The sequence below is a fragment of the Roseateles flavus genome, assembly GCF_039872765.1.
Taxonomy (GTDB): Bacteria; Pseudomonadota; Gammaproteobacteria; order Burkholderiales; family Burkholderiaceae_C; genus Roseateles_B; species Roseateles_B flavus.
Genome location: NZ_JBDPZC010000013.1, coordinates 71,382 through 95,751 on the forward strand (window position 1 = coordinate 71,382; position 24,370 = coordinate 95,751).

22 protein-coding genes are annotated in these 24,370 nt (G+C 70.3%); 4 read left to right on the forward strand and 18 right to left on the reverse strand.

Annotated features, from left to right (window positions below):
- Nucleotides 1-302: 302 nt before the first annotated feature.
- Entirely contained in the window at nucleotides 303-2,552 is a 2,250-nt protein-coding gene (locus tag ABDJ40_RS21500; RefSeq protein WP_347612744.1) for a putative bifunctional diguanylate cyclase/phosphodiesterase, read from the forward strand.
- A 63-nt stretch (nucleotides 2,553-2,615) separates the two neighbouring features.
- Here ABDJ40_RS21500 and ABDJ40_RS21505 read toward each other — a convergent pair whose 3' ends face one another.
- From ABDJ40_RS21505 to ABDJ40_RS21515, 3 genes are all read right to left on the reverse strand, one after another.
- Nucleotides 2,616-2,915, reverse strand: coding sequence for an ElaB/YgaM/YqjD family protein (locus tag ABDJ40_RS21505; protein ID WP_269630402.1), 300 nt, complete (start codon nucleotides 2,913-2,915; stop codon nucleotides 2,616-2,618).
- A gap of 100 nt (nucleotides 2,916-3,015) precedes the next feature.
- A complete protein-coding gene (locus tag ABDJ40_RS21510; RefSeq protein ID WP_347612745.1) occupies nucleotides 3,016-3,729 on the reverse strand; it encodes a response regulator in 714 nt (237 codons plus the stop codon).
- Nucleotides 3,726-5,246, reverse strand: coding sequence for an ATP-binding protein (locus ABDJ40_RS21515; protein ID WP_347612747.1), 1,521 nt, complete (start codon nucleotides 5,244-5,246; stop codon nucleotides 3,726-3,728). The genes ABDJ40_RS21510 and ABDJ40_RS21515 overlap by 4 nt, the downstream gene beginning before the upstream one ends.
- Before the next feature lie 118 nt (nucleotides 5,247-5,364).
- On the opposite strand from ABDJ40_RS21515, the gene ABDJ40_RS21520 reads away from it, so the two are divergent.
- Both ABDJ40_RS21520 and ABDJ40_RS21525 read left to right on the forward strand, forming a co-directional pair.
- Nucleotides 5,365-5,835 carry a hypothetical protein gene (locus ABDJ40_RS21520; RefSeq protein ID WP_347612749.1) on the forward strand — a complete coding sequence of 157 codons (471 nt, stop codon included), beginning with the start codon at nucleotides 5,365-5,367 and terminating at the stop codon, nucleotides 5,833-5,835.
- Between the two features lie 52 nt (nucleotides 5,836-5,887).
- Nucleotides 5,888-7,141 carry a cytochrome-c peroxidase gene (locus ABDJ40_RS21525; protein ID WP_347612750.1) on the forward strand — a complete coding sequence of 418 codons (1,254 nt, stop codon included), beginning with the start codon at nucleotides 5,888-5,890 and terminating at the stop codon, nucleotides 7,139-7,141.
- Between the two features lie 26 nt (nucleotides 7,142-7,167).
- Here the strand turns inward: ABDJ40_RS21525 and ABDJ40_RS21530 are convergent, their stop codons facing one another.
- From ABDJ40_RS21530 to ABDJ40_RS21545, 4 genes are all read right to left on the reverse strand, one after another.
- Entirely contained in the window at nucleotides 7,168-8,466 is a 1,299-nt protein-coding gene (locus ABDJ40_RS21530; protein ID WP_347612751.1) for a GNAT family N-acetyltransferase, read from the reverse strand.
- A 370-nt stretch (nucleotides 8,467-8,836) separates the two neighbouring features.
- Nucleotides 8,837-9,952, reverse strand: coding sequence for an alanine dehydrogenase (ald, locus tag ABDJ40_RS21535; RefSeq protein WP_347612752.1), 1,116 nt, complete (start codon nucleotides 9,950-9,952; stop codon nucleotides 8,837-8,839).
- Nucleotides 9,953-10,109: 157 nt separating this feature from the next.
- Entirely contained in the window at nucleotides 10,110-10,355 is a 246-nt protein-coding gene (locus ABDJ40_RS21540; RefSeq protein WP_347612753.1) for a hypothetical protein, read from the reverse strand.
- 9 nt (nucleotides 10,356-10,364) lie between these two features.
- Nucleotides 10,365-11,876 (reverse strand): C25 family cysteine peptidase, encoded by a 1,512-nt coding sequence (locus tag ABDJ40_RS21545; RefSeq protein WP_347612755.1) that lies wholly within the window; start codon nucleotides 11,874-11,876, stop codon nucleotides 10,365-10,367.
- Nucleotides 11,877-12,114: 238 nt separating this feature from the next.
- Here ABDJ40_RS21545 and ABDJ40_RS21550 point away from each other — a divergent pair, with 238 nt between their 5' ends.
- Nucleotides 12,115-12,639 carry a hypothetical protein gene (locus tag ABDJ40_RS21550; protein WP_347612757.1) on the forward strand — a complete coding sequence of 175 codons (525 nt, stop codon included), beginning with the start codon at nucleotides 12,115-12,117 and terminating at the stop codon, nucleotides 12,637-12,639.
- A gap of 27 nt (nucleotides 12,640-12,666) precedes the next feature.
- Here ABDJ40_RS21550 and ABDJ40_RS21555 read toward each other — a convergent pair whose 3' ends face one another.
- The 11 genes from ABDJ40_RS21555 to ABDJ40_RS21605 all read right to left on the reverse strand — a co-directional run bounded on the left by ABDJ40_RS21555 (nucleotide 12,667) and on the right by ABDJ40_RS21605 (nucleotide 24,362).
- Nucleotides 12,667-13,446 (reverse strand): substrate-binding periplasmic protein, encoded by a 780-nt coding sequence (locus tag ABDJ40_RS21555; protein ID WP_347612759.1) that lies wholly within the window; start codon nucleotides 13,444-13,446, stop codon nucleotides 12,667-12,669.
- Nucleotides 13,447-13,563: 117 nt separating this feature from the next.
- Nucleotides 13,564-14,475, reverse strand: a complete 912-nt coding sequence (locus tag ABDJ40_RS21560; RefSeq protein WP_347612761.1) for a hydroxymethylglutaryl-CoA lyase — start codon at nucleotides 14,473-14,475, stop codon at nucleotides 13,564-13,566.
- A 19-nt stretch (nucleotides 14,476-14,494) separates the two neighbouring features.
- On the reverse strand, nucleotides 14,495-16,495 hold the full coding sequence (locus ABDJ40_RS21565) for an acetyl-CoA carboxylase biotin carboxylase subunit (RefSeq protein ID WP_347612764.1): 2,001 nt from the start codon (nucleotides 16,493-16,495) through the stop codon (nucleotides 14,495-14,497).
- Nucleotides 16,496-16,792: 297 nt separating this feature from the next.
- Nucleotides 16,793-17,893, reverse strand: coding sequence for a biotin synthase BioB (bioB, locus tag ABDJ40_RS21570; protein WP_269630416.1), 1,101 nt, complete (start codon nucleotides 17,891-17,893; stop codon nucleotides 16,793-16,795).
- Nucleotides 17,894-17,895: 2 nt separating this feature from the next.
- Nucleotides 17,896-18,618, reverse strand: coding sequence for a dethiobiotin synthase (bioD, locus tag ABDJ40_RS21575; RefSeq protein ID WP_347612765.1), 723 nt, complete (start codon nucleotides 18,616-18,618; stop codon nucleotides 17,896-17,898).
- Nucleotides 18,615-19,844 carry an 8-amino-7-oxononanoate synthase gene (locus ABDJ40_RS21580; protein ID WP_347612767.1) on the reverse strand — a complete coding sequence of 410 codons (1,230 nt, stop codon included), beginning with the start codon at nucleotides 19,842-19,844 and terminating at the stop codon, nucleotides 18,615-18,617. Before ABDJ40_RS21580 ends, bioD begins: the two co-directional genes overlap by 4 nt.
- Nucleotides 19,834-21,162: an adenosylmethionine--8-amino-7-oxononanoate transaminase gene (bioA, locus tag ABDJ40_RS21585; RefSeq protein WP_347612769.1), complete on the reverse strand. Its 1,329-nt coding sequence runs from the start codon at nucleotides 21,160-21,162 to the stop codon at nucleotides 19,834-19,836. Before bioA ends, ABDJ40_RS21580 begins: the two co-directional genes overlap by 11 nt.
- A gap of 115 nt (nucleotides 21,163-21,277) precedes the next feature.
- Nucleotides 21,278-22,060, reverse strand: coding sequence for an enoyl-CoA hydratase/isomerase family protein (locus ABDJ40_RS21590; RefSeq protein WP_347612771.1), 783 nt, complete (start codon nucleotides 22,058-22,060; stop codon nucleotides 21,278-21,280).
- A gap of 12 nt (nucleotides 22,061-22,072) precedes the next feature.
- Nucleotides 22,073-22,474 (reverse strand): type II toxin-antitoxin system VapC family toxin, encoded by a 402-nt coding sequence (gene vapC, locus ABDJ40_RS21595; protein WP_347612773.1) that lies wholly within the window; start codon nucleotides 22,472-22,474, stop codon nucleotides 22,073-22,075.
- The gene (locus ABDJ40_RS21600) at nucleotides 22,461-22,715 is read right to left on the reverse strand and encodes a type II toxin-antitoxin system VapB family antitoxin (protein WP_347612774.1); all 255 of its coding nucleotides are present in this window, start codon (nucleotides 22,713-22,715) and stop codon (nucleotides 22,461-22,463) included. The genes vapC and ABDJ40_RS21600 overlap by 14 nt, the downstream gene beginning before the upstream one ends.
- Before the next feature lie 39 nt (nucleotides 22,716-22,754).
- Nucleotides 22,755-24,362, reverse strand: a complete 1,608-nt coding sequence (locus ABDJ40_RS21605) for a carboxyl transferase domain-containing protein (RefSeq protein WP_347612776.1) — start codon at nucleotides 24,360-24,362, stop codon at nucleotides 22,755-22,757.
- Between the last annotated feature and the right edge of the window lie 8 nt (nucleotides 24,363-24,370).

The window sequence follows — 24,370 nt, forward strand, 5'->3', positions numbered from 1 at the left end:
CGCCGGAGGCACCGGACAAACCCTGAAGCCAGGTGCGCACAGGGGGGCGTCCCTGGGGCGATCCCCGAGGTCGATTCGCTTTGCAGCCCCCGTGCTTTGCGAGATAGTCCGGGCTATGTGGTCTGTCGACTCCTCGCCGAATGCGGCACAACTCCACGCGCCACGGATGCCGGAAGCGCGGCCTTCGCGTGTAAGCTCAGGCCAGCCGTCGCTGCAAGCTGCCCGACCAGGCTGCTCCACCCATTGCGGGATTCGGGGCTGGCAGCGCAGCGACATCGTTTCCGCCGTACAGGATCCGCTTCATGCCTGAGAACCACAGCCTGGCACCAGCAACCGGCGTCCCCGAGGACGACGATGACCTGCTCGAGTTTCTGGACGGTCCCGAACATCACGACGAACATGAGGCCGGCAATGACCTGCCCCCCTGGCGCATCCTGATCGTCGACGACGACGCCGACGTCCACAAGGCCACCGAGCTGGCCATGCAGGGACTGCGCGTCGAGGGGGTGCCCCTGAGCTTCCTGCATGCCGACTCGGCCGCCGCTGCGCGTGACATGCTGGCCCGCGAGCCCGACCTGGCCGTGGTGCTGCTGGACGTGGTGATGGAATCCGAGGATGCCGGCCTGCAGCTGGTGCGTTTCATCCGCGACGATCTCAAGCTGCGCGCCGTGCGCATCGTGCTGCGCACCGGCCAGCCGGGCTATGCCCCCGAGATCGAGACCGTCCAGTCCTACGACATCAACGACTACAAGACCAAGTCCGAGCTGACCCGCACCCGCCTCTACACGGTGCTGACGGCCGCGATCCGCTCCTACCGCCAGATCCGCGCGCTGGAGTCCAACCGCAAGGGCCTGGAGCTGATCGTCGAGGCCAGCACCGAGCTGAGCCGCCTGCACGGCATCAACCGTTTCGCCGAGGGCGTGGTCACCCAGCTCTGCGCCTTGCTGGGCATCCTGCCCGAGGGCCTGGTCTGCGCCCACATGAGCAGCGACGAGCGCCAGCCCGCGCGCGTCATCGGCGCCGCGGGCCAGTACAGCAGCCTGATCAACTCCCCGCTGAGCGCCGTGAAGGTCAGCCGCATCCGCGAGATGCTGGAGCGCTGCCTGCATGAAAAGCGCAGCCTCTACGAAGACGTCACCTGCCTGTACTTCGGGCTCAGCGAAGGCCGGGCCATGGCGGCCATGGTCGACGTCGGCCGCCCCCTGGAAGAACTGGACCAGCAGCTGCTGCGGGCCTTCTGCTCCAACATCGCCGTGGGCTTCGAGAACGTCGTGCTCTACGGCCAGCTGCTGGACCACGCCTACAACGACCAGCTGCTGCACTTGCCCAACCGCACCCGTTTCATCGAGGTGCTGGAGCAGAACCTCAAGGCTCCCGAGGGCGTGACCCTGGCCCTGATCGACCTCGACGACTTCGCCGAGATCAACGACGCCTTCGGCCACCGCTTTGGCGACCAGGTCCTGCAGGCCGTGGTGCAGCGCATGAGCGACCAGCTCGGCTTCAACACCTCCATGGCCCGCATCTCCTCCGACGCCTTCGGCCTGCTGGGTCCGGAGGGCATGGTCAATGGCGATCGCATCCGTGCGCTGTTCGTCGAGCCCTTCGTGGTCGCCGGCGAGCGGCTGCAGCTGTCGGCCACCACCGGCCTGGTGCGGCTGACCGATTCCGAATCCATCGGTTCCGAGCTGCTGCTGGACGCGCAGATCGCACTCAAGCGTGCCAAGGTGCAGCACCGCGGCTCCTCGCAGTACTTCTCCTCCGCGATGGGCGTCGACGCCCGCGAGCGCTTCAAGCTGCTCAAGGGCCTGCGTGCCAGTTTCGAGGAGCGCCGCCTCTTCGTGGTCTACCAGCCGCAGGTGGACCTGGCCACCGGCCGGCCCATTGCCGCCGAGGCCCTGCTGCGCTGGCGCACGGCCGAGGGTCAGTTCGTGCCCCCGGACCAGTTCATCCCGCTGGCCGAGCAATCGGGCCTGATCATCAGCATCGGCGACTTCGTGCTGCGCACCTCCTGCCACCAGGTGCGCCGCCTGATCGACCAGGGCCACCGCGACTTCCGCATCGCGGTGAACATCTCGCTGGCCCAGTTCCGCCATGCCAGCTTCATCGACACGCTGAAGGCCGCGCTGACCGACGCCGGCATCAAGGGCAGCAGCCTGGAGCTGGAGATCACCGAGTCCATGGCGATGGAGGACATCGCAACCGTGCTGCGCGTGCTGGCCGACATCCGCGAGACCGGCGCCTCGGTGGCCATCGACGACTTCGGCACCGGCTTCTCCTCGCTGAGCCAGCTGCGCCAGCTCCAGGTGGAGCGCCTCAAGATCGACCGCGCCTTCGTGCGCGAGGCCCAGCATTCCAGTGCCGGCAGCACCATCGCACAGATGGTGGTGAACCTGGGCTGCGGCCTCGGCATGCGGGTGATCGCCGAGGGCATCGAGACCGAGGAACAGCGCCAGCAACTGCTGGCACTGGGCTGCCACGAGGGTCAGGGCTGGCTCTTCGCCAAGCCCATGCTTTCGGACGACCTCGAGCGCTGGCTGCAGCAGCCGCACTGACATCGCCCGCCAGCCCTCCCCGGCCGTGAAGCGGCAGCGCCCTCGCGGCGCTGCCGTCCCCGTTCAGCGTCGCGCGATCAGCATGCCCAGCAGCAGGCCCACGCCGGCGGCCACGCCGATGACGTGCCAGGGCTTCTCGTGCACGTAGGCGTCGGCGGCCTTGGCCTTCTCGACGGCCGTGGCCTGCAGGTCCTGCAGGCCGCGCCGCGCGCGTTCCAGCGTAGCCTGCACCTTGGCGCGCAGCTCGGCGGAGCCGGCGCCCGTCTCGTTGACGGTGGCCCGCAGCAGGGACTCGGCCTCGGCAACCACCGCATGCAGATCCGCCATCAGGCGTTCCTTCTGGCCTTGACTCATTTCGCTCATCGTCGGCTCCTCATGAATCCCGTGGGACTGTGTTTGTACACCCGGTGCCAGGCTTGCGGTAGCCCGATGCCTCGGTGCCGGCAGGGCCTCTTGCTCTGGCTCAAGTCAGGTCCAGACGGTAGCCCACGCCATAGACCGCGCTGAGGGGCTCCTGCGGCGGGCTCAGCTGGGCCAGCTTGCGTCGGATGTTCTTCACGTGGCTGTCGATGACGCGGTCGCTGACGTCGCGGAAGTCCTCATGCAGCTGCTCCAGCAGCTGGGCCCGGCTGAAGACCCGCCCGGGCTGGCGCAGCAGCAGGCGCAGCAGGCGGAACTCCAGCGGCGTCAGGTGCAGGGCCTGCCCCTGCCAGAAGAGGCGCTGCCCGGCTTCGTCCACCGCATAGCCGCCGTCCAGTGCCTGCGGTCCCGCCGCAGCCAGGCCCGGCAGACGGCCCTGAGCGCGGCGCAGCAGGGCCTTGACCCGCGCCACCGCCTCGCGCGGGCTGAAGGGCTTGCAGAGATAGTCATCGGCCCCCAACTCCAGCCCCAGCAGGCGGTCCAGCTCGTCCACCCGCGCGCTGACCATCAGCACCGGCAGGGCCGAGAACTGGCGCAGTTCCCGGCACAGGCTGAGCCCGTCCAGGCCGGGCAGCATGAGGTCCAGCACCAGCAGGGCCGGCGGCGCCTGGCGCAGGAGGGTCAGGGCTTGCGCGCCGTCGCCGAGGATCTGGGTTGCGTAACCCGCGGCTTGCAGATAGTCCGCGAGCAGGGCCGCGATCTTGGCCTCGTCCTCGACGATGAGAATGCGCTGCGGATCCAGGCCCGGCGCGTTCATGCCCGCTCTCCGGCGCCGGCCACCAGGGGCAGGCTCAGGCATTGAGCCAGACCGCCCAGGGCCGAGGCTTCGGCATGGAGGCGGCCGCCGTGGCTCAGCGCCAGCGCCCGCGCGATGCTCAGGCCCAGGCCGCTGCCCCCGCTGGCGCGGCTGCGCGAGGCCTCGGCACGGAACAGGGGGTCGAAGAGCTGGCGCAGCTGCTGCGGCGGCAGGCCCGGCGCGCTGTCCTCAACCACGATCTGCACCTCCTCGCCACGCCGCCGCGCCCGCAGCAGCACGCGCCCCGGCGCATCGGTGTAGCGCAGGCTGTTCTCCAGCAGATTGCCCAGCAGCTGGGCGATGCGTTCGCCGTCCCAGCGTGCCGTGCCCAGCGAATCGTCGAGGTCCAGCTGCAGCTGCAGGCCCTTGGCCCGCAGGCGTTCCTCGACACGCTGGCCCGCCTGGCGCAGCAGGGCCGCCACGTCCACCGACTCGAACTGGCAGGGCAGGCGGCGCAGGTCGGACATGGCCAGCAGGTGAAAGTCCTCGATCAGCCGGTGCAACCGCTGCACCTCGTCCTGCAGCGAGGCCAGCGCCGCGGCGCTCCAGGGCCGCACGCCATCGGCCAGGGCCTCCAGCTCGCCGCGCAGGATGGCCAGCGGCGTGCGCAGCTCGTGCGAGAGCTGGGCGATCCAGCGCCGGCGCTCGGTCTCCGTCTGCTGGAGAGAGGCGGCCATGGCGTTGAGGTCCCGCATCAGGGCGCCGATCTCGTCGGCCCGGTCCTGCGGCACGCGCACCGCCAACTCGCCCAGCGCCATGCGGCGGGCCGCCTGCTGGGCCTGCTGCAGGGGGCGCAGCCAGCGCCGCGCCAGCAGCAGCGCAAGGCTCAGCGCGACCAGCAGGCTGAGGCCGGCGACGGCCGCGATGCCCAGGGTCTGGCGGCGCAGGAACTGGCCGTCGACGTCGTCGGAGACCTCGCTGCGGTCGGCCAGGAACAGGTAGGCCTGCGTCACCCCCTGGCGCTTCAAGGCGCGCCGCTGCCCGGCCTGCTGCAGCGCCTCGGGGCGCCCGGCCAGCCACTGCCCCTGGGCATCCAGCAGGACCAGGCGCTGGCCCAGCCGGGCGGGATCCCGCGGGGGGCGCGGGGGGCGGGGCGGTGGTGGCAGGGCCTGCGGCGGCCGCGGGCGGCGCAGCTGGGCGGGGGGCGCCTGGGTGTCGGGGGGCCCTGGCGGCCGGGCCTCTGGCGCTCGCGGGGCTGGGTCCTCACCCAGGGGATCGGCGTCCTGCTGGGGCGCCGTGTGCTCCAGCCACTGGTGCATGAAGGCCCGCAGCTCGCGGGGCGGGAGGCCGTCCAGCCGGCCGAGATCGGCCTCGGCCGCCACCATCAGGCGGTCCAGGACCAGGCCGTCCTGCACGCGCAGGTAGTCGCTGAAGCCGCGCCTCAGATTCCAGACCTGCAGGGTGGCCATGGCACCGACCGCCAGCAGCACGGTCAGCGCCATCAGCAGGGCCAGCTGGTGCACGAGTCGCAATCGCATGGCCTCATCTTAGGCGGGCGGCCCGGCCGAATTGTGGAGCCCGTCTCCACAGTTTCTCCATGCTCGCTGCCCAATCGGCGCGCAGGCTGGAGGCCTTGCACACCACGGAGGAACGACCATGTCCCCACGCCCTCTCCTGCACGCCTTGCAGGCGGCCCTGCTGCCCTTGCTGGCCTTGTGGCCCCTGCTTCAGGCCCAGGCCCAGACAGCGCCCGCCAGCCCGCCGTCCAGCCCGCGGGACGTACCGTCCGCGCATTGCGGCACGCTGCCGCATGCGCCGCATCCACCGCGACCGCCGCGGCTGACGGCGCAACAGCGCGAACGGCATCTGCAGAAGGCCCTGGGCCTGAACGCCGATCAGGCGCATCAGCTCGACGCCCTGCTGAGCCAGGCCCATGAGCAGCACCAGCCCCCCGACGAAGCCCGCCTGGCCCGCGTCCTGAATGCCGAACAGCTCAAGCGCCTGCGTGAGCTCCAGCCTCCGCCGCCCCCGGAGCCCCCTGCCCCGCCGCCGCTGCCGGAGGCCCCTGCCGGCCAGGGTTGCGACAAGCCGGCACGTCCCGCCCCGCCGACCCGCCCGGCGGGCTGAACGCCTGCACCGCGCCGGCCCCCAAGCTCCCTTACCTCGACAGGAGTCCCCCATGTCCAGCCTGCCCCTTGCCTTGCGCCCTCTCACCCTGGCCCTCGTCACCACCCTGCTTGCCGCCTGTGGCGGCGGCAGCCCGGGCACCGGGTCGAGCCCGGACAGCAGCGGCACCGCGGCCCGCGAGCAGGCCGAGGCCCTGCGCCGCCCGCCGCCCAGCCTCACCAGCGTGGGCGAGCGCCTGTTCAACGAGACCCGGCTCTCAGCCAGCGGTCAGCTGTCCTGCGCCGGCTGCCACGTGGCAGCCCAGGCCCATGCCGACAAGGCCGGCGGCTTCCTGCCCGTCGGCGGGCTGGCCATGGACCAGCAGGGACTGCGCAGCAGCCCCAGCCTGCGCTATCTCAATGGCACGCCGGCCTTCAGCATCGACGACCAGGGGCGTGCCCATGGCGGACTGTTCTGGGACGGCCGCGCCAATGACCGCGTGGCCCAGGCCCGCGGCCCGCTCTTTGCCGCCAAGGAGATGGCCAACGCTGACGTGGCCAGTTATGTGCGCCGGCTCCGCACGGCCGCGGCCTTCGCCGACCTCCTCGCCGCCAGCGGCCTGCCCGCTTCGGCCAGCGATGCCCAGCTGCTGGACGCCAGCCTGCAGGCCCTCGCCCGCTACCAGCAGCAGGACCCGGCCTTTGCTCCCTTCAGCAGCAAGTTCGACGCGGTGCAGAACGGACGGGCCCGCTTCAGCGAGCAGGAAGCGCGCGGCTTCGCAGCCTTCACCGATCCCCGCAAGGGCAATTGCGCAGCCTGCCACAGCGCCAGCCCACCCGCCAATGCGCCGGCCGGCGCCCGGGCGCTGTTCACCAACCATGCCTACTTCGCGCTGGGCGTGCCGCGCAATCGCAGCGCCGCCACCCAGGATCCGGCCTTCCACGACCTGGGACTGTGCGGACCGCAGCGCAGCGACCTCAGTGCGCAGGCCTCGCTCTGCGGCAAGTTCCGCGTCCCCAGCCTGCGCAATGTGGCCCTGACGGCGCCCTACTTCCACAACGCCCGCTTCCAGACGCTGGAGGAGGTGGTGGGCTTCTACGCGACGCGCGACCTGGACCCGGCGCGCTGGTACCCCGTCGTCAATGGGCAGGTGCAGCGCTTCGACGACCTGCCGGTGGTCTACCAGGCCAATGTGCACCGCGGCCCGCCCTTTGACCGGCGGCCAGGCCAGCTGCCGGCCCTGAGCCCGCAGGAGGTCAGCGACATCGTCAGCTTCCTGAAGACACTCAGCGACGGCTTCCAGGTCCCGGCAGGACCGCAGGGCTGACCCCTGGGGCCGGGCGGCGGGGCGGCTCAGCTGGCCTTGGTGACCTTCTCAGCCTTGGCTCCCCTGGCGGCATCCCGCCGCGCGCGCCAGCCCTTCAGGGCCTGGTGCCAGCCCTTGGCCCGCTCCAGCCACTCGCCAAACAGGCGCTCGGCCAGGCACAGGGCCGAGGTCCGCAGGCTGGCCTTGTACAGCAGCAAGTGGCCGCGGATCTCGACCCGGTTGGAGGACTGGTGGCTGTGCGAGGGCGAGCTGTAGCCGAGGTCGATGGCGCTGAAGCGCCCCTCGCTGCAAAGGTCCTCGATAGCCAGGTACAGGATGGACGTGCCGATCGAGAAGCGCAGCATGGCCGGATCAGTCAGCACATTGTGCAGATGCAGGGTCTCGCCGTACTGCGTGGCGATCAGTGCCGCCACCGGCACGCCGCCCGACTGCAGCACATAGCAGCGCAGCATTCCCAGGCGGGCCATGGCCGCGAACTTCTCACGCGAGATCAGCACCGCCTTGACCTCGGGCGGCGCCAGGCGCTCGATGGCCGCGGCCAGCTGATCCAGGGACCCGGGCTGGTCGATGCGCAGCAGCTCCAGGGGCGCGTGCTCGCGCAGCAGGCGGATCTGGCGCTTGAGGTTGTAGCGGTGCTTGCTGCCGAACTGGGCCAGGTAGGCGTTGAAGTCCCCGGGCAGCGGGATCTTGTGGCATTCGCGCCAGCCGTTGAGCACGCAGATGCCGAGGTCGCGCTGGCTGGCCGACAGCTGGTGCAGGCTCTGCTGGCTGAGGCTTTGCTGCGGCAGGGCCGGCAGGGACAGCGCCACCACGCGCGGACGCTCGGCCAGCAGGAAGCGCACCATGCACTCCAGCACGGCCGGCGATTCCTCGCCCAGCACGCCGCTGCCCATCACGGTGCCCACATGCAGGGAGCCCAGCTTCATCCGCCAGTACCGGACCTGCAGGCCCATGGCCAGGTCGCGGTAGCGGATCGGCGTGAGGGCCAGCAGGCGGCCGTCCGCGGCATCGCGCACGGTGAGGATCTCGACCTCCGCGCGGTCCTGGCTGGTGGCCCGGATGTACTGCAGGAACTCGGGGGACTGGTAGATGGGTTCCGGGCCGCTGCTGGCCGCCATCAGGGCCTGCCATTCGCGCAGGAAGACGGGGTCGTGCTCGCGCTCGGTTTCCCACTGGACGCGATAGGGCTGCAGCCGTGCGGCGTCGCTCGCGCCCGTCCGGCGAGGACCGGCCTGCGACGCCGCAGGCGCATCCGTGCGGCACGCCCAGGCGCCCACTTCCGCACTTGAGATGTCGACCTGCTTCAGCACCTTTGCCCCACCCATTGCCATCTTCCGCCCTGCAGCCTGGCTCTCGCGAGCCGGCCGCACCTCCCCTGTCCTTGAGCTATCGGCCTCGAAGGCCGGCACTGCCGTCGTCACCCAGAAACAAAGTGACACGTACTCGCAGTGGCGGCGATGATATGCGCGCCGACCTCGCCTTCAGACCCTGCCAACGGCCTGTCCCTCCATTCGAGGGGACCCCACGATGTGCAGGTCCGCACACTTGATGCGGGATTGCTTCAGGGTGGCTTACGAGGAGGCCTTCGAGGGACCTTAGCACCCTGGAGAGAGGCAAACTTTCAAAGAGCTTTCAGCCGCGGAAAAATGAAAAAAGCCGGGCGAGCCCGGCTTTCGTTCGAGGGCAGCAAGCTGCTCACGCAAGCAGTGCATCGGCCGCCACATAGTCGTAGCCCAGGTCGCGGGCCACGGCTTCGTAAGTGACCTGACCCTGGGCCACGTTGAGACCGGCCTTGAGGTGAGCGTTGTCCTTGAGGGCCTGGCGCCAGCCCTTGTCGGCCAGGGCCACGGCGTGGCCGATGGTGGCGTTGTTCAGCGCGAAGGTGGAGGTGCGGGCCACGGCACCGGGCATGTTGGCCACGCAGTAGTGCACCACGCCATCAACAAGGTAGGTGGGCTCGGCATGGGTGGTGGCATGCGAGGTCTCGAAGCAGCCGCCCTGGTCGATGGCCACATCGACCACGACGGCGCCCTTCTTCATGCGGGAGACCATGTCGCGAGTCACCAGCTTGGGGGCCGCGGCGCCGGGGATCAGCACGCCGCCGATGACGAGATCCGCCGCCAGCACGGACTCCTCCACACTCTGCGCATTGGAGTACAGCGTGGTGATGCGGTTGCCGAAGACCAGGTCCAGCTGGCGCAGGCGGTCCACGCTCTTGTCCAGCACGGTGACGCGGGCGCCCAGGCCCACGGCCATCTGCAGCGCATGCGTGCCGACCACGCCGGCGCCGATGACGGTGACATGCGCCGGGGCCACGCCGGGCACGCCGCCCAGCAGCACGCCCATGCCGCCCTTGCTCTTCTCCAGGTGGGCCGCGCCGGCCTGGATGGACATGCGCCCGGCGACCTCGCTCATCGGGGCCAACAGGGGCAGGCCGCCGCCAGGACCGGTGATGGTTTCGTAGGCAATGCAGATGGCACCGCTCTTGACCAGGGCCGCGGTCTGCTCGGGATCCGGCGCCAGGTGCAGGTAGGTGTAGAGGATCTGGCCGTCGCGCAGCATGGCGCATTCCTGCGGCTGCGGTTCCTTGACCTTGACGATCATGTCGCTCTGGGCGAAGACGGTCGCGGCGTCCGGGGCGATCTGCGCGCCGGCGGCGACGTACTGCTCGTCGCTCAGGCCGATGGCGGCGCCGGCCTGCGTCTGCACCAGCACGCGATGACCACGGCTGGTCAGCTCGCGCACGCTGGCCGGCGTCAGGCCGACGCGGTACTCATGGTTCTTGATTTCCTTCGGGCATCCGATCTGCATGGCTTGTCTCCTTGGTTGGCTTTGTGAGCCGTGATTCAGAAGCCATGGGTTTTACGACCGCCGCCCGCGCCCCCGCAAGCGCCATTCACCGATCTCGGCCCTTATTAGCCGCGCTTATGGCGCAGCGCAGCATGACCGACTCGCCCTCTGCGGGCCCTCAGGCCCGTGTCCAGGACTCGATCTGCAGCAGCCCGCTTTCCAGCTGGCGCGCCCGGACCTGCAGGCGCTGCCCGAGCAGCGGCTCCAGCACCTCGTCACGGAAGTCACTGCCGCCCAGGCGGCGGACAGGCAAGACCTGACCCTCATCCAGGCGCAGCACCAGCCCCTGGCGCTCGCTCTTGCTGCCCGCGGCGAGCAGGCGGCGTTCCAGCCGGCCGGTCCAGGTCTTCAGGGGCAGGCTCATGCGGCGCCCTCACAAGCCGCGGGCGTGCAGGCGGCGCACATGCAGCAGCTCGCCGTCCTGCTCCGTGGCCACCAGGGTGACGAGCTGGCCGTTGCTGCGCCGGCCCTTGAGCACATGGATGCTGCGCGCCGGCATCCGGGGGCCCTGCTTGGCCGCCTGCAGCACATAGCTGCGCCGGCGCACCTGGCGGAGATCCAGGCCGCTCTCCTTTGCCATGGCACGCAGCACCTTCTCGACCGGCGCGGCGGGCTCCTGCTGGCTGTCACGCAGCTGGGGCAGCGATCGGCCCAGGTTCAGGCCCTCACGCTCCAGCCGCTCGCGGCGCAGGCCCCGCACGCCGCGGTCCTGCACCTTGGCGAAGGCCGTCTTGAAGGCGCGGGTCTTGGCCAGGGCGTGGCTGGCAAAGCCCACCGGCTGAAGCGAGGGATCGCCCAGCAAGTAGAACTGCGCCAGGGTCTTGAGGTCCACCGGGTCAAGGTGGGTGCGCTCCCCCGCGAACTTCTGCCGCGCCTCCAGGGCGGCGCGGCCCAGCGAGGCGCCGGCCAGCACGCGCTGCAGGAAGTACTGGCAGATCAGGTCCGCGGAGCCGTTGCCCTCGCTCGGACCGTAGGCGATGGTGGTGCTGCCGAAGAAGCCGGAAGCGCCATCGGCCAGGTAGCTCAGTGCAATGCCCAGATGGCCTCCTGCGTCTTCGGGGTCGTAGAGTTGCGCGCCGTAGCAGCACTCGGCGGCAATCACCGTGCCCGCGCTGATGCGGTCGCGCAGCAGGCTGGCGCGGTGGGCCACCGGGTAGGCATCCCCCTGCTGGCCGAGGTACTCGGGGCTGGTGTCGCCGCCATGGCAGTTGATGAAATGAACCCTCGGCGCCAGCTCGGCCTTGCTCCAGCGCGGGCCCTGGGGCGGCGCGATCTTCAGTTGCTCGCCCTGCCCGAACAGGTTGCTGAGGCTCAGCCGCGTGGAGGCCTGCCACTCGGCGGCGCTCAGGCCGAAGTAGGCATGGAACTGCTCCCGCGGCAGGGGCTTGGCCCGCGCCGCGGCGCGGATCAGCTGCAGCAGCAGGTCCGGCTTGCTGGCGCCGGGGATGTCCGGCAGGCGGCCCACCACCCGGCTGGGCCCCTGGAAGCGCGCCGGGTCCGTGCTGTAGGGCGCCTCGCAGGCATAGGGCAGGTCGCTCGGCACGGTCTTGTCGGTGTCGCCATCATCGCCGGTGTAGGCCGGATTGAGCAGGGGCACCAGGGGCAGCACGTCCTGGGCGCCCAGCAGCAGGAAGTAGTGCGGCGCCAGCGTGCCGGCCAGGCCGTCGATGGCGGCCTTGAGGGCCTTCGCATCCGTGCGGGCCACGGGGGCCAGGCCATGCGCCTTCATCGCCGCCGTCTCGTCCACGCTCAGCACCTGGGTGTCGATGCCTCGGCGCCGGTCGGCCGTCACCAGGGTCTTGAGGGCCGCATCGATGCGTTCGAGGCCGGCCTTGCCGTACTTGCTCTTCAGCGCGGCGCCGTGACGAAGAATCAGCTTGTCCATTCGATGAACTCCTGGTGAGTCGAAGCGCGCATTGTTGCGGTCGCGCGCCTGTCAGGACAAGGGCCTCTCCCTAGTTCATCCGGCCGCCCCATCCGGCCGGTGGGCCGCCGCACGGCCACATGGCGCACGGCCACATGGCGCAGGGCCTGTCACCGGGACATCAAAGTCGCTGGGCATCATCCAGGCTCCGACGACCCGCCCCGCGCGGATTGCCCCCGACCTTCGCCCTGGAGCCCCCATGAGACTGCAAAAGACCGATCTGGCCCGCCAGATGCTGGGCAGCCCCCGCCGCGACCTGCCGGCCGGCCATCGCATGCTGCTCATCACCGTGGACGGTCGCCGTGACCTGCGCCAGCTGCGCGAGCTGGCCCGCAACATGGGCCTGGACGCCAGCGTCGTCGAAGACCTCTACGGTCGCGGCCTGATCGCGCCGATGGAGGCCGATCTGCAGGCACAGCAGGAGGCGCACCGCGCGGCCGAGCGCGAGCGCGCCCATCGCGAGGCCCTGGCCCGTCAGCAGGCCGCCACGCAGCAGGCGCGACAGCTCGCGCGGGCCAAGCTCTACGCCATGGACCTGGTGGCGCGCATGCTGGTCGGCCAGGACGGCGAGCTGCGGGCCCTGGCCCGCCACATCGACAGCGAGGACGGCCTGCAGCTGTGGATCGAGGCCGCCGCCCAGCAGATCCGCGAGCGCTCCAGCGACGAGCGCGCCGAGCGCTTCAAGGCGCGTGTGCAGGAGGAGATGGGATTGGCGCTGGCCTGAGGGTGCGCGCAGGCCAGGGCACGGTGCTCAACGTCGCGCTGCCCGGGCCTGTGCGGCACGGTCCTGCAGGGCCTTGAGCTCGCCCGAGCTGCGCAGCGTCTCGAAGGCCGCGGCAAAGCGCTGGAACAGCGTCTCGTTGACCTGGCGGTTGAAGGCGAAATAGCAGCCATAGCCCTTCTGCAGCACGTGAGCCACCATCAGCTGGCCCGCGTCCAGGCCCAGACGGGCCGCTTGGTGCTGGTAAGGCAGGGACAGGCCCGCGACCATGTCCAGGTGACCGGCGTAGAGCATGCGCGTGGAGGTCTCGCTGCCGGGGGTCTGGTAGATGCTGCGCTCCGGCATGCCGGCCTCGCGCACCATCTTGCCGGCGGGCGAGCCCTTGATCACGCCGATGCGCAGGGCCTGGGCGTCCGGCGCATGGGGGCTGAAGTCCACGCCGCTGCTGCGCAGCGTCATCACCACCAGATCGCAGTCGTCCAGCGGCCCGACCCAGCGGTACAGCGGCTCGCGGGCCGGCGTGCGCACAACGACGTAGAGAAAGCTGTTGGGCAAGTCCTCCACCGTCTTCAGGCCGCGGGCGAAGGGCTGGATGCTGCGCTGCACGCGCAGCCCGCTCTGCGCGGCCACGCGGTCCAGGACCTCGTTGGCCAGGCCGACAAAACGCCCGCGCTCGAGATAGGTGAAGGGCGGAACATCCTCGGTGATGCCCAGGAGATCACCGGCCCGCGCGGCCGGCATCGCGCCGGGCATCAGCGCCGCGGCTGACGCCAGCGCAGCGAGGCTCCGACGCCATGCAGGGACTTCCATCATTGCCTCCCGGACGTCCGCACGCGCCCACGGGGCCGCATTGGGCGTCAGCGGACGCCTGCGGTCAAGCGCGGGACTGCCCCAGTGGCAGGCCCGCGGCGCGGGGCGCCTCAGCCCTCAGCCCTGGCGCTTGGCCAGCAGCGCGCGCGCCACGCGCGAGACCGGCGGGCGGCCCAGCTGCTCGGAGATGTAGGCGCCAGCGTCGACCAGCTTGTCCAGATCGATGCCGGTCGAGATGCCCAGCCCGTTGAGCAGGAAGACCACGTCCTCGGTGGCCACATTGCCCGTGGCGCCCTTGGCATAAGGGCAGCCGCCCAGGCCTGCCACGCTGGCGTCGAACGTGTGGATGCCCATCTCCAGGCAGGCGTAGATGTTGGAGAGCGCCTGACCGTAGGTGTCGTGGAAATGGCCGCTGACCTCGTGCAGCGGGTAGTGCTTCAGCGCCCGCTCCATCGCGGCCTGCACGCGCCGGGGCGTGCCCACGCCGATGGTGTCGGCCACGCCGAGGTGGTCCACGCCGATGTCCTTCATCAGCTGCACGACGCGCTCGACCTGGTCCGGCGAGATCTCGCCCTCGTAGGGGCAGCCCAGCGCGCAGGACAGGGCGCCGCGCACCTTGAGGCCGGCGGCATGCGCGGCCTCCACCACCGGGGCGAAGCGCTCGATGCTCTCGGCCACGCTGCAGTTGATGTTCTTCTGGCTGAAGGCCTCGGAGGCCGCGCCGAAGACCACGATCTCGTCGGGCTTCGTGGGCAGCGCCGCTTCCAGGCCCTTCATGTTCGGCGTCAGCACGCTGTAGCGCACGCCGGGGTGGCGTTCGAGGGCGGCCATCACCGCCGTGTTGTCGCCCATCTGCGGCACCCACTTGGGGCTGACGAAGCTGGTGACCTCGATGTTCTTCAGGCCGGCGTCCTGCAGCATCGAGACCAGCCGGGCCTTGTGCTCGGTGGCGACGGGCTGCTTCTCGTTCTGCAGGCCGTCGCGGGGGCCCACATCGACGAGGGTGACACGGTGAGGCAGGGTGCTCATGAAGGACTCCTTTGCAGACTTACTCGGCGGCCTTGAGCTTCAGCAGCTCGGCGCCATCGCCCACCTGGTCGCCCACGGCGAACAGCAGCTCGGCGACCACGCCGTCGCGCGGAGCGGTGATGGTGTGCTCCATCTTCATGGCCTCCATCACGGCCAGGGGCTGGCCCTTGGTGACGGCATCACCGGGCTGGGCCAGGAAAGCCACCAGCTTGCCGGGCATGGGGGCCGTCAGGCGGCCGCCCTCGCCCTGCCCTTCACCGGCATGGGCGATCACGTCGACCTCGGTCAGCAGGGCCGAACCGGTGTCCGCGAAGACGGCGACCTGCTCGCCGCGCTTGTAGGTCTTCACGGTGACGCGCTGAAGGCCCAGGCCTTCGCCCAGCAGCAGCTCGTGCTGCTCGGTGCCGGTCGAGCGGACGGCAAAGGCGATGGACTCGCCTCCCACCGTCAGGGCCATGCCGCCCTGGTGATGACGGGACAGCAGCACCTCGTGATGCGCCTCCCCCTCGGCCAGGTCGAAGCGGCGGGCCGAAGCGCCGAAGAGGCGCCAGCCGTCGCGGCGGCTCCAGGGGTCGCTGCCCACGGTGGTGGCCTCCTCGGCCAGGGTGTGGGCCACGACGGCCGCGGCAGCCACGCGCAGGGGCAGGCCCGGCTGGCCGAAGAGGGCGGCCTTCTCGCGCTCGATCAGCGCGGTGTCCAGGTCCGCACGGGCGAAGGAGGCGGTGGCCGCGCAGCGACGCAGGAAGGCGACATTGGTCTGGAGGCCGACGATGTGGGTGTCACGCAGGCTGGCATCCAGGCGGGCCAGGGCCTGCTCGCGGGTCTCTCCCCAGACGATGAGCTTGGCCACCATGGAGTCGTAGAAGGGGCTGATCTCGTCGCCCTCGTCCACGCCCGAATCGATGCGGACATCACCACGCTGGAACTTCACATGGGAGGGCCAGCGGGCCACGCCCAGACGGCCGGTGGCAGGCAGGAAACCGGCCTCCGGGTTCTCGGCGCAGATGCGCGCCTCGATGGCGTGGCCGTGCATGCGCAGCTCATGCTGCTTGAGCGGCAAGGGCTCGCCCGCGGCCACGCGCAGCTGCCACTCGACCAGGTCTTGCCCGGTGATGGCCTCGGTGACGGGATGCTCCACCTGCAGGCGGGTGTTCATCTCCATGAAATAGAAGCGGCCGTCCTGTTCGGCGATGAACTCGACGGTACCGGCGCCCACATAGCCCACGGCCATGGCGGCGGCCACGGCGGCCTCGCCCATCTCGCGGCGGCGGGCCTCGCTCATGCCGGGGGCCGGCGCCTCTTCCAGCACCTTCTGGTGGCGGCGCTGCACGGAGCAGTCGCGCTCGAAGAGGTAGACGCACTGGCCGTGGGTGTCACCGAAGACCTGGATCTCGATGTGGCGCGGGCGCTGGACATAGCGCTCGATCAGCACGGCATCGTCGCCGAAGCTGTTGATGGCCTCGCGCTTGCAGGAGGCCAGGGCCGCGTCGAATTCCTCGGCCGCGTGCACCGCGCGCATGCCCTTGCCGCCGCCGCCGGCGCTGGCCTTGATCAGCACGGGGTAGCCGATGCGGTCGGCCTCCTTCTTCAGCAGGGCGGGGTCCTGGTCCGCACCGTGGTAACCGGGCACCAGGGGCACGCCGGCCTGCTCCATCAGGCGCTTGGACTCGGCCTTCAGACCCATGGCCTGGATGGCCGAGGCCGGCGGGCCGATGAACACGAGGCCCGCGGCCGCGCAGGCCTGGGCGAAGTCCTCGTTCTCGGACAGAAAGCCATAGCCCGGATGGATGGCCTCGGCGCCCGTAGCCTTCGCGGCCTCGATGATGCGCTGCCACTGCAGATAGGAGTCCTTGGGCGCAGGGCCGCCGATCAGCACCGCCTCGTCGCAGGCCTGCACATGGCGGGCGCGCGCATCGGCCTCGGAATAGACCGCCACGGTCTTGACGCCCAGCCGGCGTGCGGTGGCCGCGACGCGGCAGGCAATTTCGCCGCGATTGGCGATGAGGATCTTCTTGAACATGGCGGTGACTCCGGTTTTCTTTTGGTCAGCGGGCGGCCGGTAAGCCGCAGTGTGCATCTGAAGGGCTGGATGGCCTCTTGGATCCAAAGACTCAGTTCGAGTGGCAGAACAGCTTGCAAAGCGCTGACTTGAGTCCAGCGGCGCCCGAGGATCCGGCTTTGCCGGGCCTACGGTCAACCTTGCAGGCCGCGTCGCGCCCAAGGGCTCGACTCTTCGCTAGGCTGGACAGGACCACTGGACCTGTCCGGTCCGGGCTCAGCCCCCTCGAGGGGGCCGGCGAAGCCGGTAGGGCGAGGCTCAAGCCGCGGCGCTGCAGCCGCGCAGGGTGCCGACAGGTGCCGGCTCGGCGGCATTCAGGCGGATCTTGGCTTCCTTGCCGTGGCCTTCCGACAGCTCGGCTTCCGTGGCGCAGTGCATGCCCAGGCGGTCCAGCAGCGCGCGGTCCTTCTCGGCCTGCGGGTTGGAGGTGGTCAGGAGCTTGTCGCCGTAGAACATGCTGTTGGCGCCGGCCAGGAAGCACAGGGCCTGCAGGCTCTCCGGCATTTCCTCGCGGCCGGCCGAGAGGCGGACCATGGCGCGCGGCATGATGATGCGGGCCACGGCGATGGTGCGCACGAACTCGAAGGGATCGAGCTGGGCCGTGCCGGACAGCGGCGTGCCCTCGACCTGCACCAGGTTGTTGATGGGCACGGACTCCGGATACGGGTCCAGATTGGCCAGCTGCACCAGCAGGCCGGCGCGCTCGCGGCGGGTCTCGCCCAGGCCCACGATGCCGCCGGAGCAGACCTTCAGGCCCTGGGCGCGCACGCGCTCCAGGGTGTCCAGGCGGTCCTGGTAGGTGCGGGTGGTGATGATCTGGCCGTAGAACTCGGGCGAGGTGTCGAGGTTGTGGTTGTAGTAGTCCAGGCCCGCACTCTTCAGCTTCTCGGCCTGGCCATCCGCCAGCATGCCGGCAGTGAGGCAGGTCTCCAGGCCCAGGGCCTTGACCTCGGAGATCATCTCGCCGATGGCCTCGATGTGGCGCTCCTTGGGCGAGCGCCAGGCGGCGCCCATGCAGAAGCGGGTCGCGCCGTTGGCCTTGGCGGCGCGGGCGGCTTCCATCACCTCCTGCAGCGGGATCAGCTTCTCGGCCTTGAGGCCGGTGTCGAAGTGGGCCGACTGCGGGCAGTAGGCGCAGTCCTCCTCGCAGCCGCCGGTCTTGATGGACAGCAGCGTCGAGAGCTGGATCGCGTTGGCATCGAAGTGCTCGCGGTGCACCTGCTGGGCGCGGAAGAGCAGGTCGTTGAAGGGCAGCTCGAAGAGCGCCGCGACCTCGTTGACCGTCCAGGGCTTGGCGTTGCGGCGCTCGGCGTCGGTGGTGGGCGTCAGCGACTGGATCTGGTTGGTGGTCTGGGTCATGGTCAGGGTTCCTGGACTTGCCGCACAGCCTGCAGCAGGGCCGCTGGCGTCAGCGAGAAATGCGCGGCGACGGCCGCGGGAGAAGGATCGGGAAGGCGGGGCACGTGGCCCCAGCAGGGCGCCCCAAGGCGGGCGGCCAGCGCGGCGACATTGTCGACCACATGCGGCTGATGCGGATCCGCCGTGTTGGCCACCCAGCCGGCCAGGCGCAGGCCGCGGGCGCGGACGGCCTCGGCCGTCAGCAGCGCGTGGTTGATGCAGCCCAGGCGCAGGCCCACGACCAGCAGCACGGGCAGGGCGAGGTCCACGGCGAGGTCGGCGGTGTCATAGCCGTCGTTGAGGGGCACGCGGAAGCCGCCCACGCCTTCGACCAGGGCCAGCTCGCCGAGCCGGGCGCTGGCGCGGATGGCAGCCAGCAGCGGTTCGCGGTCCAGCGTCTTGCCTTCAAGACGTGCCGCGATGTGCGGCGCGCAGGGCTCACGGAACTGCACGGGACCCACCTGCGCGGGCGTCAGGCCCAGGCGCTGGGCGGCGTGCAGCTGCTGCACGTCCTCGTTGACCCACTGGCCTTGCGCGTCCTGCACCTGGCCCGCGGCCAGGGACTTCACCGGCACCACGCGCGCACCGGCCTCGGCCAGGGCGTGGGTGAGCCCCGCGGTGATGCAGGTCTTGCCGATCTCGGTGTCGGTGCCGGTGATGAACAGGCCCTGGAAGCGGACGCTCATGCCGCCGCCCTTTCCATGTCGGCCGCTGCAGTTTCGAGCGCGGCCAGCAGGCGATCGACGTCGGCCGCGGTATGCGTCGCGCACAGCGTGATGCGCAGGCGCGCCTCGCCCACGGCGACGGTCGGCGGACGGATGCCGGGCACCCGCAGGCCTTCGCGCTCCAGGCGCGCGGCCAGCTGCATCACCTCGGCATTGCCGCCCACGATCAGCGGGCGCACGGGTGTCTCGCTGGGCGCCAGACGCCAGGGCAGGCCGCGGTGGCGCTTGAGCAGGGCCTTGATGCCTTGGGCCAGCTGCTGCTGCAGGGCCTTCAGGTGCTCGCGGCGCGCCTGGCCGATCTCGCTCTCGATGAGGTCGAAGCTGGTCAGCAGCGCATGCTCCACGGCGGGCGGCGAAGCGGTCGAGAAGATGTAGTTGCGCGCCGCCTGCAGCAGGTACTCGGTGATGCTCTCGTGAGCGACGACGAAGGCGCCGGCCAGGCCCGCGGCCTTGCCCAGGGTGCCGACGAGGATCAGGCGCTCGCTGCGCAGGTCGAAGTGCTCCAGCGAGCCCCGGCCCTTCGCACCCAGCACGCCGAAGCCATGGGCGTCATCCACGATCAGCCAGGCGTCGAACGCCTCGGCCAGTGCCAGCAGCGCGGGCAGCGGGGCGATGTCGCCGTCCATGCTGAAGACGGCATCGGTGACGATCAGCTTGACCTTGGCCGTGCTGGCCGCCAGCAGGTCGCGCAGGCCGGCGACGTCGGCATGGCCGTAGCGCGTGGTCCTGGCGCGGGCCAGGCGCGTGCCGTCGATCAGGGAGGCGTGGTTGAGGCTCTCGGAGAAGATCTCTGCCTCGACGTCGCCCAGCGCCGTCACCACGGCCAGATTGGCCATGTAGCCGGTGCAGAAGCCCAGCGCGCGGGCGTGGGGGATGTGGGGCGAGAACCAGTCGGCCAGGGTGTCGGTCACGCGCTTGTGCGCGACCGAATGGCCGCTGACCAGGGGCGAGGCACCGCTGCCGCCGCCATAGAGCCGCGCGCCTTCGGCCAGAGCCTCGGCGATGCGCGGATGGGCGGCCAGGCCCAGGTAGTCATTGCTGCAGAACATCAGCAGCTCGCGGGCAATGCCATCGGCGCCGCGCACGGTCTGGTGCGGCGCGGTCGGGCTTTCCGCCTCGCGCAGGAAGCGGGTCAGGGACTGCGCTTCAATGGCGCGCAGCTTGGATTGCAGGTGATCAATCAGCATCGGAGTCAGGGAAGAGATCGGCCAGGGTGCGACGCACCGCCTCCGCCAGCCAGCGCGCCACCTGGGCGTCGATCAGGTAGGGCGGCATCAGGTAGACCGTGCGGCCAATGGGGCGGATCAGCAGTTCATGCCGCCGCGCGGCCAGGTGGAAGGCCTCGGCAAAGCCCGCAGGCGCCTCCTCCACGTCAAAGGCCAGAATCATGCCCTGCTGGCGCAGATGGGCCACGCGCGCATGCTTCGCCAGCGGGGCAAAGGCCTCGGCCAAATGCGAAGCCTGTTCTGCGTTGTGCTGGAGCTGGCCGGCATCGAAGCGGTCCAGCACGGCATTGGCCGCTGCACAGGCGAGTGCGTTGCCGGTGTAGGAGTGCGAATGCAGGAAGCCGCGGGTGACGTCCTCGGACCAGAAGGCGCGGTAGACGGCGTCGGTGGTGAGCACCAGCGACAAGGGCAGCGTGCCGGCGGTGATGCCCTTCGAGAGCAGGATGAAGTCGGGCCACTGGTCGTGCGCGGCCGGCTGCGTGTGCTGCCACGCAAAGAACTGCCCCGTACGCCCGCAGCCCACGGCGATCTCGTCGGCGATCAGGTGCACGCCGAATTCGCGGGTCATCGCGCGCACCTGGCGCAGGTAGTTCGGCGAATGCATCACCATGCCGGCCGCACCCTGTACCAGGGGCTCGAGGATCACGGCGGCGATGTGGCCATGGCGCTCGGCCAGCAGTGTGCGCAGCGCGGTCAGTGCTGCGGCCTCGTTGCCCAGGCGGCTGTCGGGCGAGTCCACGATGTGGGCGCGCATCAGCAGGGGGTCGTAGGCATCGCGGAAGATGGCGACGTCGGTCACGGCCAGCGCACCGATGGTCTCGCCGTGGTAGCCGTTCCTGAGGCACACGAACTCGCGCTTCTCGGCCTGGCCCAGGTTGCGCCAGCTGTGGAAGCTCTGCTTCAGCGCGATCTCCACCGCGCTGGCGCCGTCGCTGCCGAAGAAGACGTGGCCCAGCGCGGCGCCCGTGCGCGCGCTCAGACGCTCGGCCAGGCGGATGGCGGGCTCATGCGTGCAGCCGGCCAGCATCACATGCGGCAGGGTGTCCAGCTGCTGCTTGATGGCGGCGTTGATGCCGGCGTCCGCATGACCGAAGAGGTTGACCCACCAGGAGCTGTTGGCGTCGAAGTAGCGGTGGCCGTCGAAGTCGAAGAGCCAGGGCCCCTCGCCGCGGGCGATGGGCAGGGGCGGCACGCGTTCGGCGCGCGCCATCTGCGTGCAGGGGTGCCACACCGCGTCGAGGCTGCGGCGTTGCAGCAAATGTGTCTGGCTTGGGTTCATGCGCATCTTTCCATCCCGCGGCATTCCGCCCGCGCGCAGCCCGGAGATCCGGCTCCGCCGGGCTCTCGGGCTGGCCCCCTCGAGGGGGGGCGCGCAGCGCGTACGGGGCGGTCCATCAGCTCAGCCACGACGGCCTGGATTTGTTCAGGAAGCTCTGCACGCCTTCACGGCCCTCGGCGGACGCGCGGATGTCGGCAATGCGGCGCGCGGTGTCGTCGCGCAGCTGCGGCGTGATCTCGTGATGGGCGACGTCCTGGACCAGGCGCTTGCAGGCGCGCACGGCGGCCGGACCGTTGGCGCACAGCGCGTCGACCAGCGACTGCACCTTGTCGTCCAGCGTCTCGGGCGTGGCCAGCTCATGCACCAGACCCAGCCGGTGGGCCTCGGCGGCGCCGAAGCGCTCGGCGGTCACGAAGTAGCGGCGCGAGGCCTGCTCGCCCAGCGCACGCACGACGTACGGGCCGATGGTGGCCGGCAGCAGCCCCAGCTTGGCTTCGGACAGGCAGAAGCCCGCGCCCTCCACCGCCACGACCATGTCGCACACCGACACCAGGCCCACGCCGCCGGCGTAGACATCGCCCTGCACGCGGGCGATCACGGGCACGGGGCAGCTGTAGATCGTCCAGAGCATCTCGGCCAGGCGGCTGGCATCGGCGTGGTTCTCGTCCCAGCTGTAGCCGGCCATGGCCTTCATCCAGTTGAGATCGGCCCCGGCGCAGAAGGCCTTGCCCTCGGCGGCGAGCACGATGGCGCGCAGGGTCAGGTCTTGCCCCAGCGTGGCGAAGGCCTCGGTCAGCTCGGCGATGACGCCCTCGTTGAAGGCGTTGCGCACATCGGGGCGGTTGAGGGTGACGCGCGCCACGTGGCCCTCGCGTTCGATCTTGAGCGTGCTCGTCATGGGGTTCTCTCGTCAGTGCTTCCAGACCTTGAGGCCGCGGTGGACCTCCAGGGCGTCGAAGTCGCGGTCCTTGTGCAGCAGGGCGTAGTCGTTCTCGATGCAGAAGGTGGCCAGCAGGACGTCGATGGGGCTGCGCACCGTGTGGCCCTGGGCGCGCAGATTGCGGTAATGGTCGACAGCGGCCATGGCCAGCGCCTCGCCGCCGGTGGTCTCGACGGCCAGGCTCTGCATCAGCAGCGTGGCCTGGCGCAGTTCGCGCGGGTGGCGGAAGCCGCGCAGGACCTCGAACAGCACCAGGTCCGGCACCACGAGGCGCAGCTCGCCCTGCTCCAGCAGCGCGGCCAGCTGATCGACGGCCGGGTGCGAGGCCCCCGAGAAGAAGTCGATCCAGACGCTGGAATCAACGACGAGCACGGCGCTCCCCCGGAGCCGGTTCGTGGACGGACAGGGGCGCGGACTCGGGCGCGGCCGCCCAGTCGACGTCATCACCGCCTTCCCACTTGAGCTTGCCGCGCCACTTGAGCAGCTCGCGGTAGGCCGCCTGGCGCGCCAGCAGCTTCAGCCCGGCCTCGACCGCCTCCTTCTTGGTCTTGAAGGGGCCGGCCTGCAGCGCTTTCGCCATCAGCTCGTCATCGATTTCGATATTCGTGCGCATGATGTGTACGTTTTCCTGAAGGAGCACACATTGTATACATCACATGCGGAAGACACCGAACTTGGCGTCCGGGATGGGCGCGTTCAGCGAGGCGGAAAGACCCAGGGCCAGCACGCGGCGCGTATCGGCCGGATCGATCACGCCGTCGTCCCAGAGGCGGGCGCTGGCGTAGTAGGGATGGCCCTGATCCTCGTACTGCTGGCGGATGGGGGCCTTGAAGGCCTCTTCCTCGTCGGCACTCCACTGGCCGCCCTTGGCCTCGATGCCGTCGCGCTTGACAGTGGCCAGCACGCTGGCCGCCTGCTCGCCTCCCATCACCGAGATGCGGGCGTTGGGCCACATCCAGAGGAAGCGGGGCGAGTAGGCGCGGCCGCACATGCCGTAGTTCCCGGCGCCGAACGAGCCGCCGATGATCACGGTGAACTTCGGCACGTTGGCGCAGGCCACGGCCGTCACCATCTTGGCGCCGGCGCGGGCGATGCCCTCGTTCTCATACTTGCGGCCCACCATGAAGCCCGTGATGTTCTGCAGGAAGACCAGCGGGATCTTGCGCTGGCAGCACAGCTCGATGAAGTGGGCGCCCTTGTTGGCGCTCTCGGCGAAGAGGATGCCGTTGTTGGCCACGATGCCCACGGGCATGCCCTCGATGTGGGCGAAGCCGCAGACCAGGGTGTTGCCGTAGCGGGCCTTGAATTCATCGAAGGCGGAGCCGTCGACGATGCGAGCGATGACCTCGCGCACGTCGAAGGGCTTGCGGGTGTCCGTGGGGATCACGCCGTGCAGCTCGGCCGGGTCGAACAGCGGGGCCTGAGGCGCCTGCAGGCGCAGGGGCTGGGGCTTGGTGCGGTTCAGGCTGGCGACCACGTTGCGGGCCAGGGCCAGGGCATGGGTGTCGTTTTCGGCCAGGTGGTCGGCCACGCCGGAGAGGCGGGTGTGGACATCGCCGCCGCCCAGGTCCTCGGCACTCACCACCTCGCCGGTGGCGGCCTTCACCAGGGGCGGGCCGCCCAGGAAGATGGTGCCCTGGTTCTTGACGATGATGGTCTCGTCGCTCATGGCCGGCACATAGGCGCCGCCGGCGGTGCAGGAGCCCATCACCACGGCGATCTGCGGGATGCCCTGGGCCGAGAGATTGGCCTGGTTGTAGAAGATGCGGCCGAAGTGGTCGCGGTCCGGGAAGACCTCGTCCTGGTTGGGCAGGTTGGCGCCGCCGGAGTCCACCAGGTAGACGCAAGGCAGCTTGTTCTGCTCGGCGATCTCCTGGGCGCGCAAGTGCTTCTTGACGGTGACGGGGTAGTAGGTACCGCCCTTGACCGTGGCGTCATTGCAGACGATCACGCACTCCACGCCATTGACGCGGCCGATGCCGGCGATCATGCCGCCGCCGGGGGCGGCGTTGTCGTACATGTCCAGGCCAGCCAGCGGCGCGATCTCCAGGAAGGGCGTGCCGGGGTCCAGCAGCATCTCCACGCGGTCGCGCGGCAGCAGCTTGCCGCGGGCCGTGTGCTTGGCGCGGGCCGCCTCGCCGCCACCCTCGGCGATCTTGGCCAGGCGGGCGTTGAGGTCGGCGATCAGGGCCTGCATGGCCTCGGCATTGGCCTTGAATTCGGCCGAGCGCGCGTTGAGCTTGCTGTGCAGCACGGACATGGTGTCTC

Bases quoted from the DNA above. Each gene is read 5' to 3' on its own strand.
- ABDJ40_RS21600 (WP_347612774.1), bottom strand. From the start codon at position 22,715: ATGCGCACGAATATCGAAATCGATGACGAGCTGATGGCGAAAGCGCTG.
- ABDJ40_RS21580 (WP_347612767.1), bottom strand. From the start codon at position 19,844: ATGCTGATTGATCACCTGCAATCCAAGCTGCGCGCCATTGAAGCGCAG.
- ABDJ40_RS21560 (WP_347612761.1), bottom strand. From the start codon at position 14,475: ATGAGCACCCTGCCTCACCGTGTCACCCTCGTCGATGTGGGCCCCCGC.
- ald (WP_347612752.1), bottom strand. From the start codon at position 9,952: ATGCAGATCGGATGCCCGAAGGAAATCAAGAACCATGAGTACCGCGTC.
- ABDJ40_RS21605 (WP_347612776.1), bottom strand. From the start codon at position 24,362: ATGTCCGTGCTGCACAGCAAGCTCAACGCGCGCTCGGCCGAATTCAAG.
- ABDJ40_RS21525 (WP_347612750.1), top strand. From the start codon at position 5,888: ATGTCCAGCCTGCCCCTTGCCTTGCGCCCTCTCACCCTGGCCCTCGTC.
- ABDJ40_RS21590 (WP_347612771.1), bottom strand. From the start codon at position 22,060: ATGACGAGCACGCTCAAGATCGAACGCGAGGGCCACGTGGCGCGCGTC.
- ABDJ40_RS21510 (WP_347612745.1), bottom strand. From the start codon at position 3,729: ATGAACGCGCCGGGCCTGGATCCGCAGCGCATTCTCATCGTCGAGGAC.
- ABDJ40_RS21545 (WP_347612755.1), bottom strand. From the start codon at position 11,876: ATGGACAAGCTGATTCTTCGTCACGGCGCCGCGCTGAAGAGCAAGTAC.
- ABDJ40_RS21500 (WP_347612744.1), top strand. From the start codon at position 303: ATGCCTGAGAACCACAGCCTGGCACCAGCAACCGGCGTCCCCGAGGAC.
- ABDJ40_RS21515 (WP_347612747.1), bottom strand. From the start codon at position 5,246: ATGCGATTGCGACTCGTGCACCAGCTGGCCCTGCTGATGGCGCTGACC.
- ABDJ40_RS21505 (WP_269630402.1), bottom strand. From the start codon at position 2,915: ATGAGCGAAATGAGTCAAGGCCAGAAGGAACGCCTGATGGCGGATCTG.
- bioB (WP_269630416.1), bottom strand. From the start codon at position 17,893: ATGACCCAGACCACCAACCAGATCCAGTCGCTGACGCCCACCACCGAC.
- ABDJ40_RS21540 (WP_347612753.1), bottom strand. From the start codon at position 10,355: ATGAGCCTGCCCCTGAAGACCTGGACCGGCCGGCTGGAACGCCGCCTG.
- ABDJ40_RS21530 (WP_347612751.1), bottom strand. From the start codon at position 8,466: ATGGGTGGGGCAAAGGTGCTGAAGCAGGTCGACATCTCAAGTGCGGAA.
- ABDJ40_RS21565 (WP_347612764.1), bottom strand. From the start codon at position 16,495: ATGTTCAAGAAGATCCTCATCGCCAATCGCGGCGAAATTGCCTGCCGC.
- bioA (WP_347612769.1), bottom strand. From the start codon at position 21,162: ATGAACCCAAGCCAGACACATTTGCTGCAACGCCGCAGCCTCGACGCG.
- ABDJ40_RS21555 (WP_347612759.1), bottom strand. From the start codon at position 13,446: ATGGAAGTCCCTGCATGGCGTCGGAGCCTCGCTGCGCTGGCGTCAGCC.
- ABDJ40_RS21520 (WP_347612749.1), top strand. From the start codon at position 5,365: ATGTCCCCACGCCCTCTCCTGCACGCCTTGCAGGCGGCCCTGCTGCCC.
- ABDJ40_RS21550 (WP_347612757.1), top strand. From the start codon at position 12,115: ATGAGACTGCAAAAGACCGATCTGGCCCGCCAGATGCTGGGCAGCCCC.
- bioD (WP_347612765.1), bottom strand. From the start codon at position 18,618: ATGAGCGTCCGCTTCCAGGGCCTGTTCATCACCGGCACCGACACCGAG.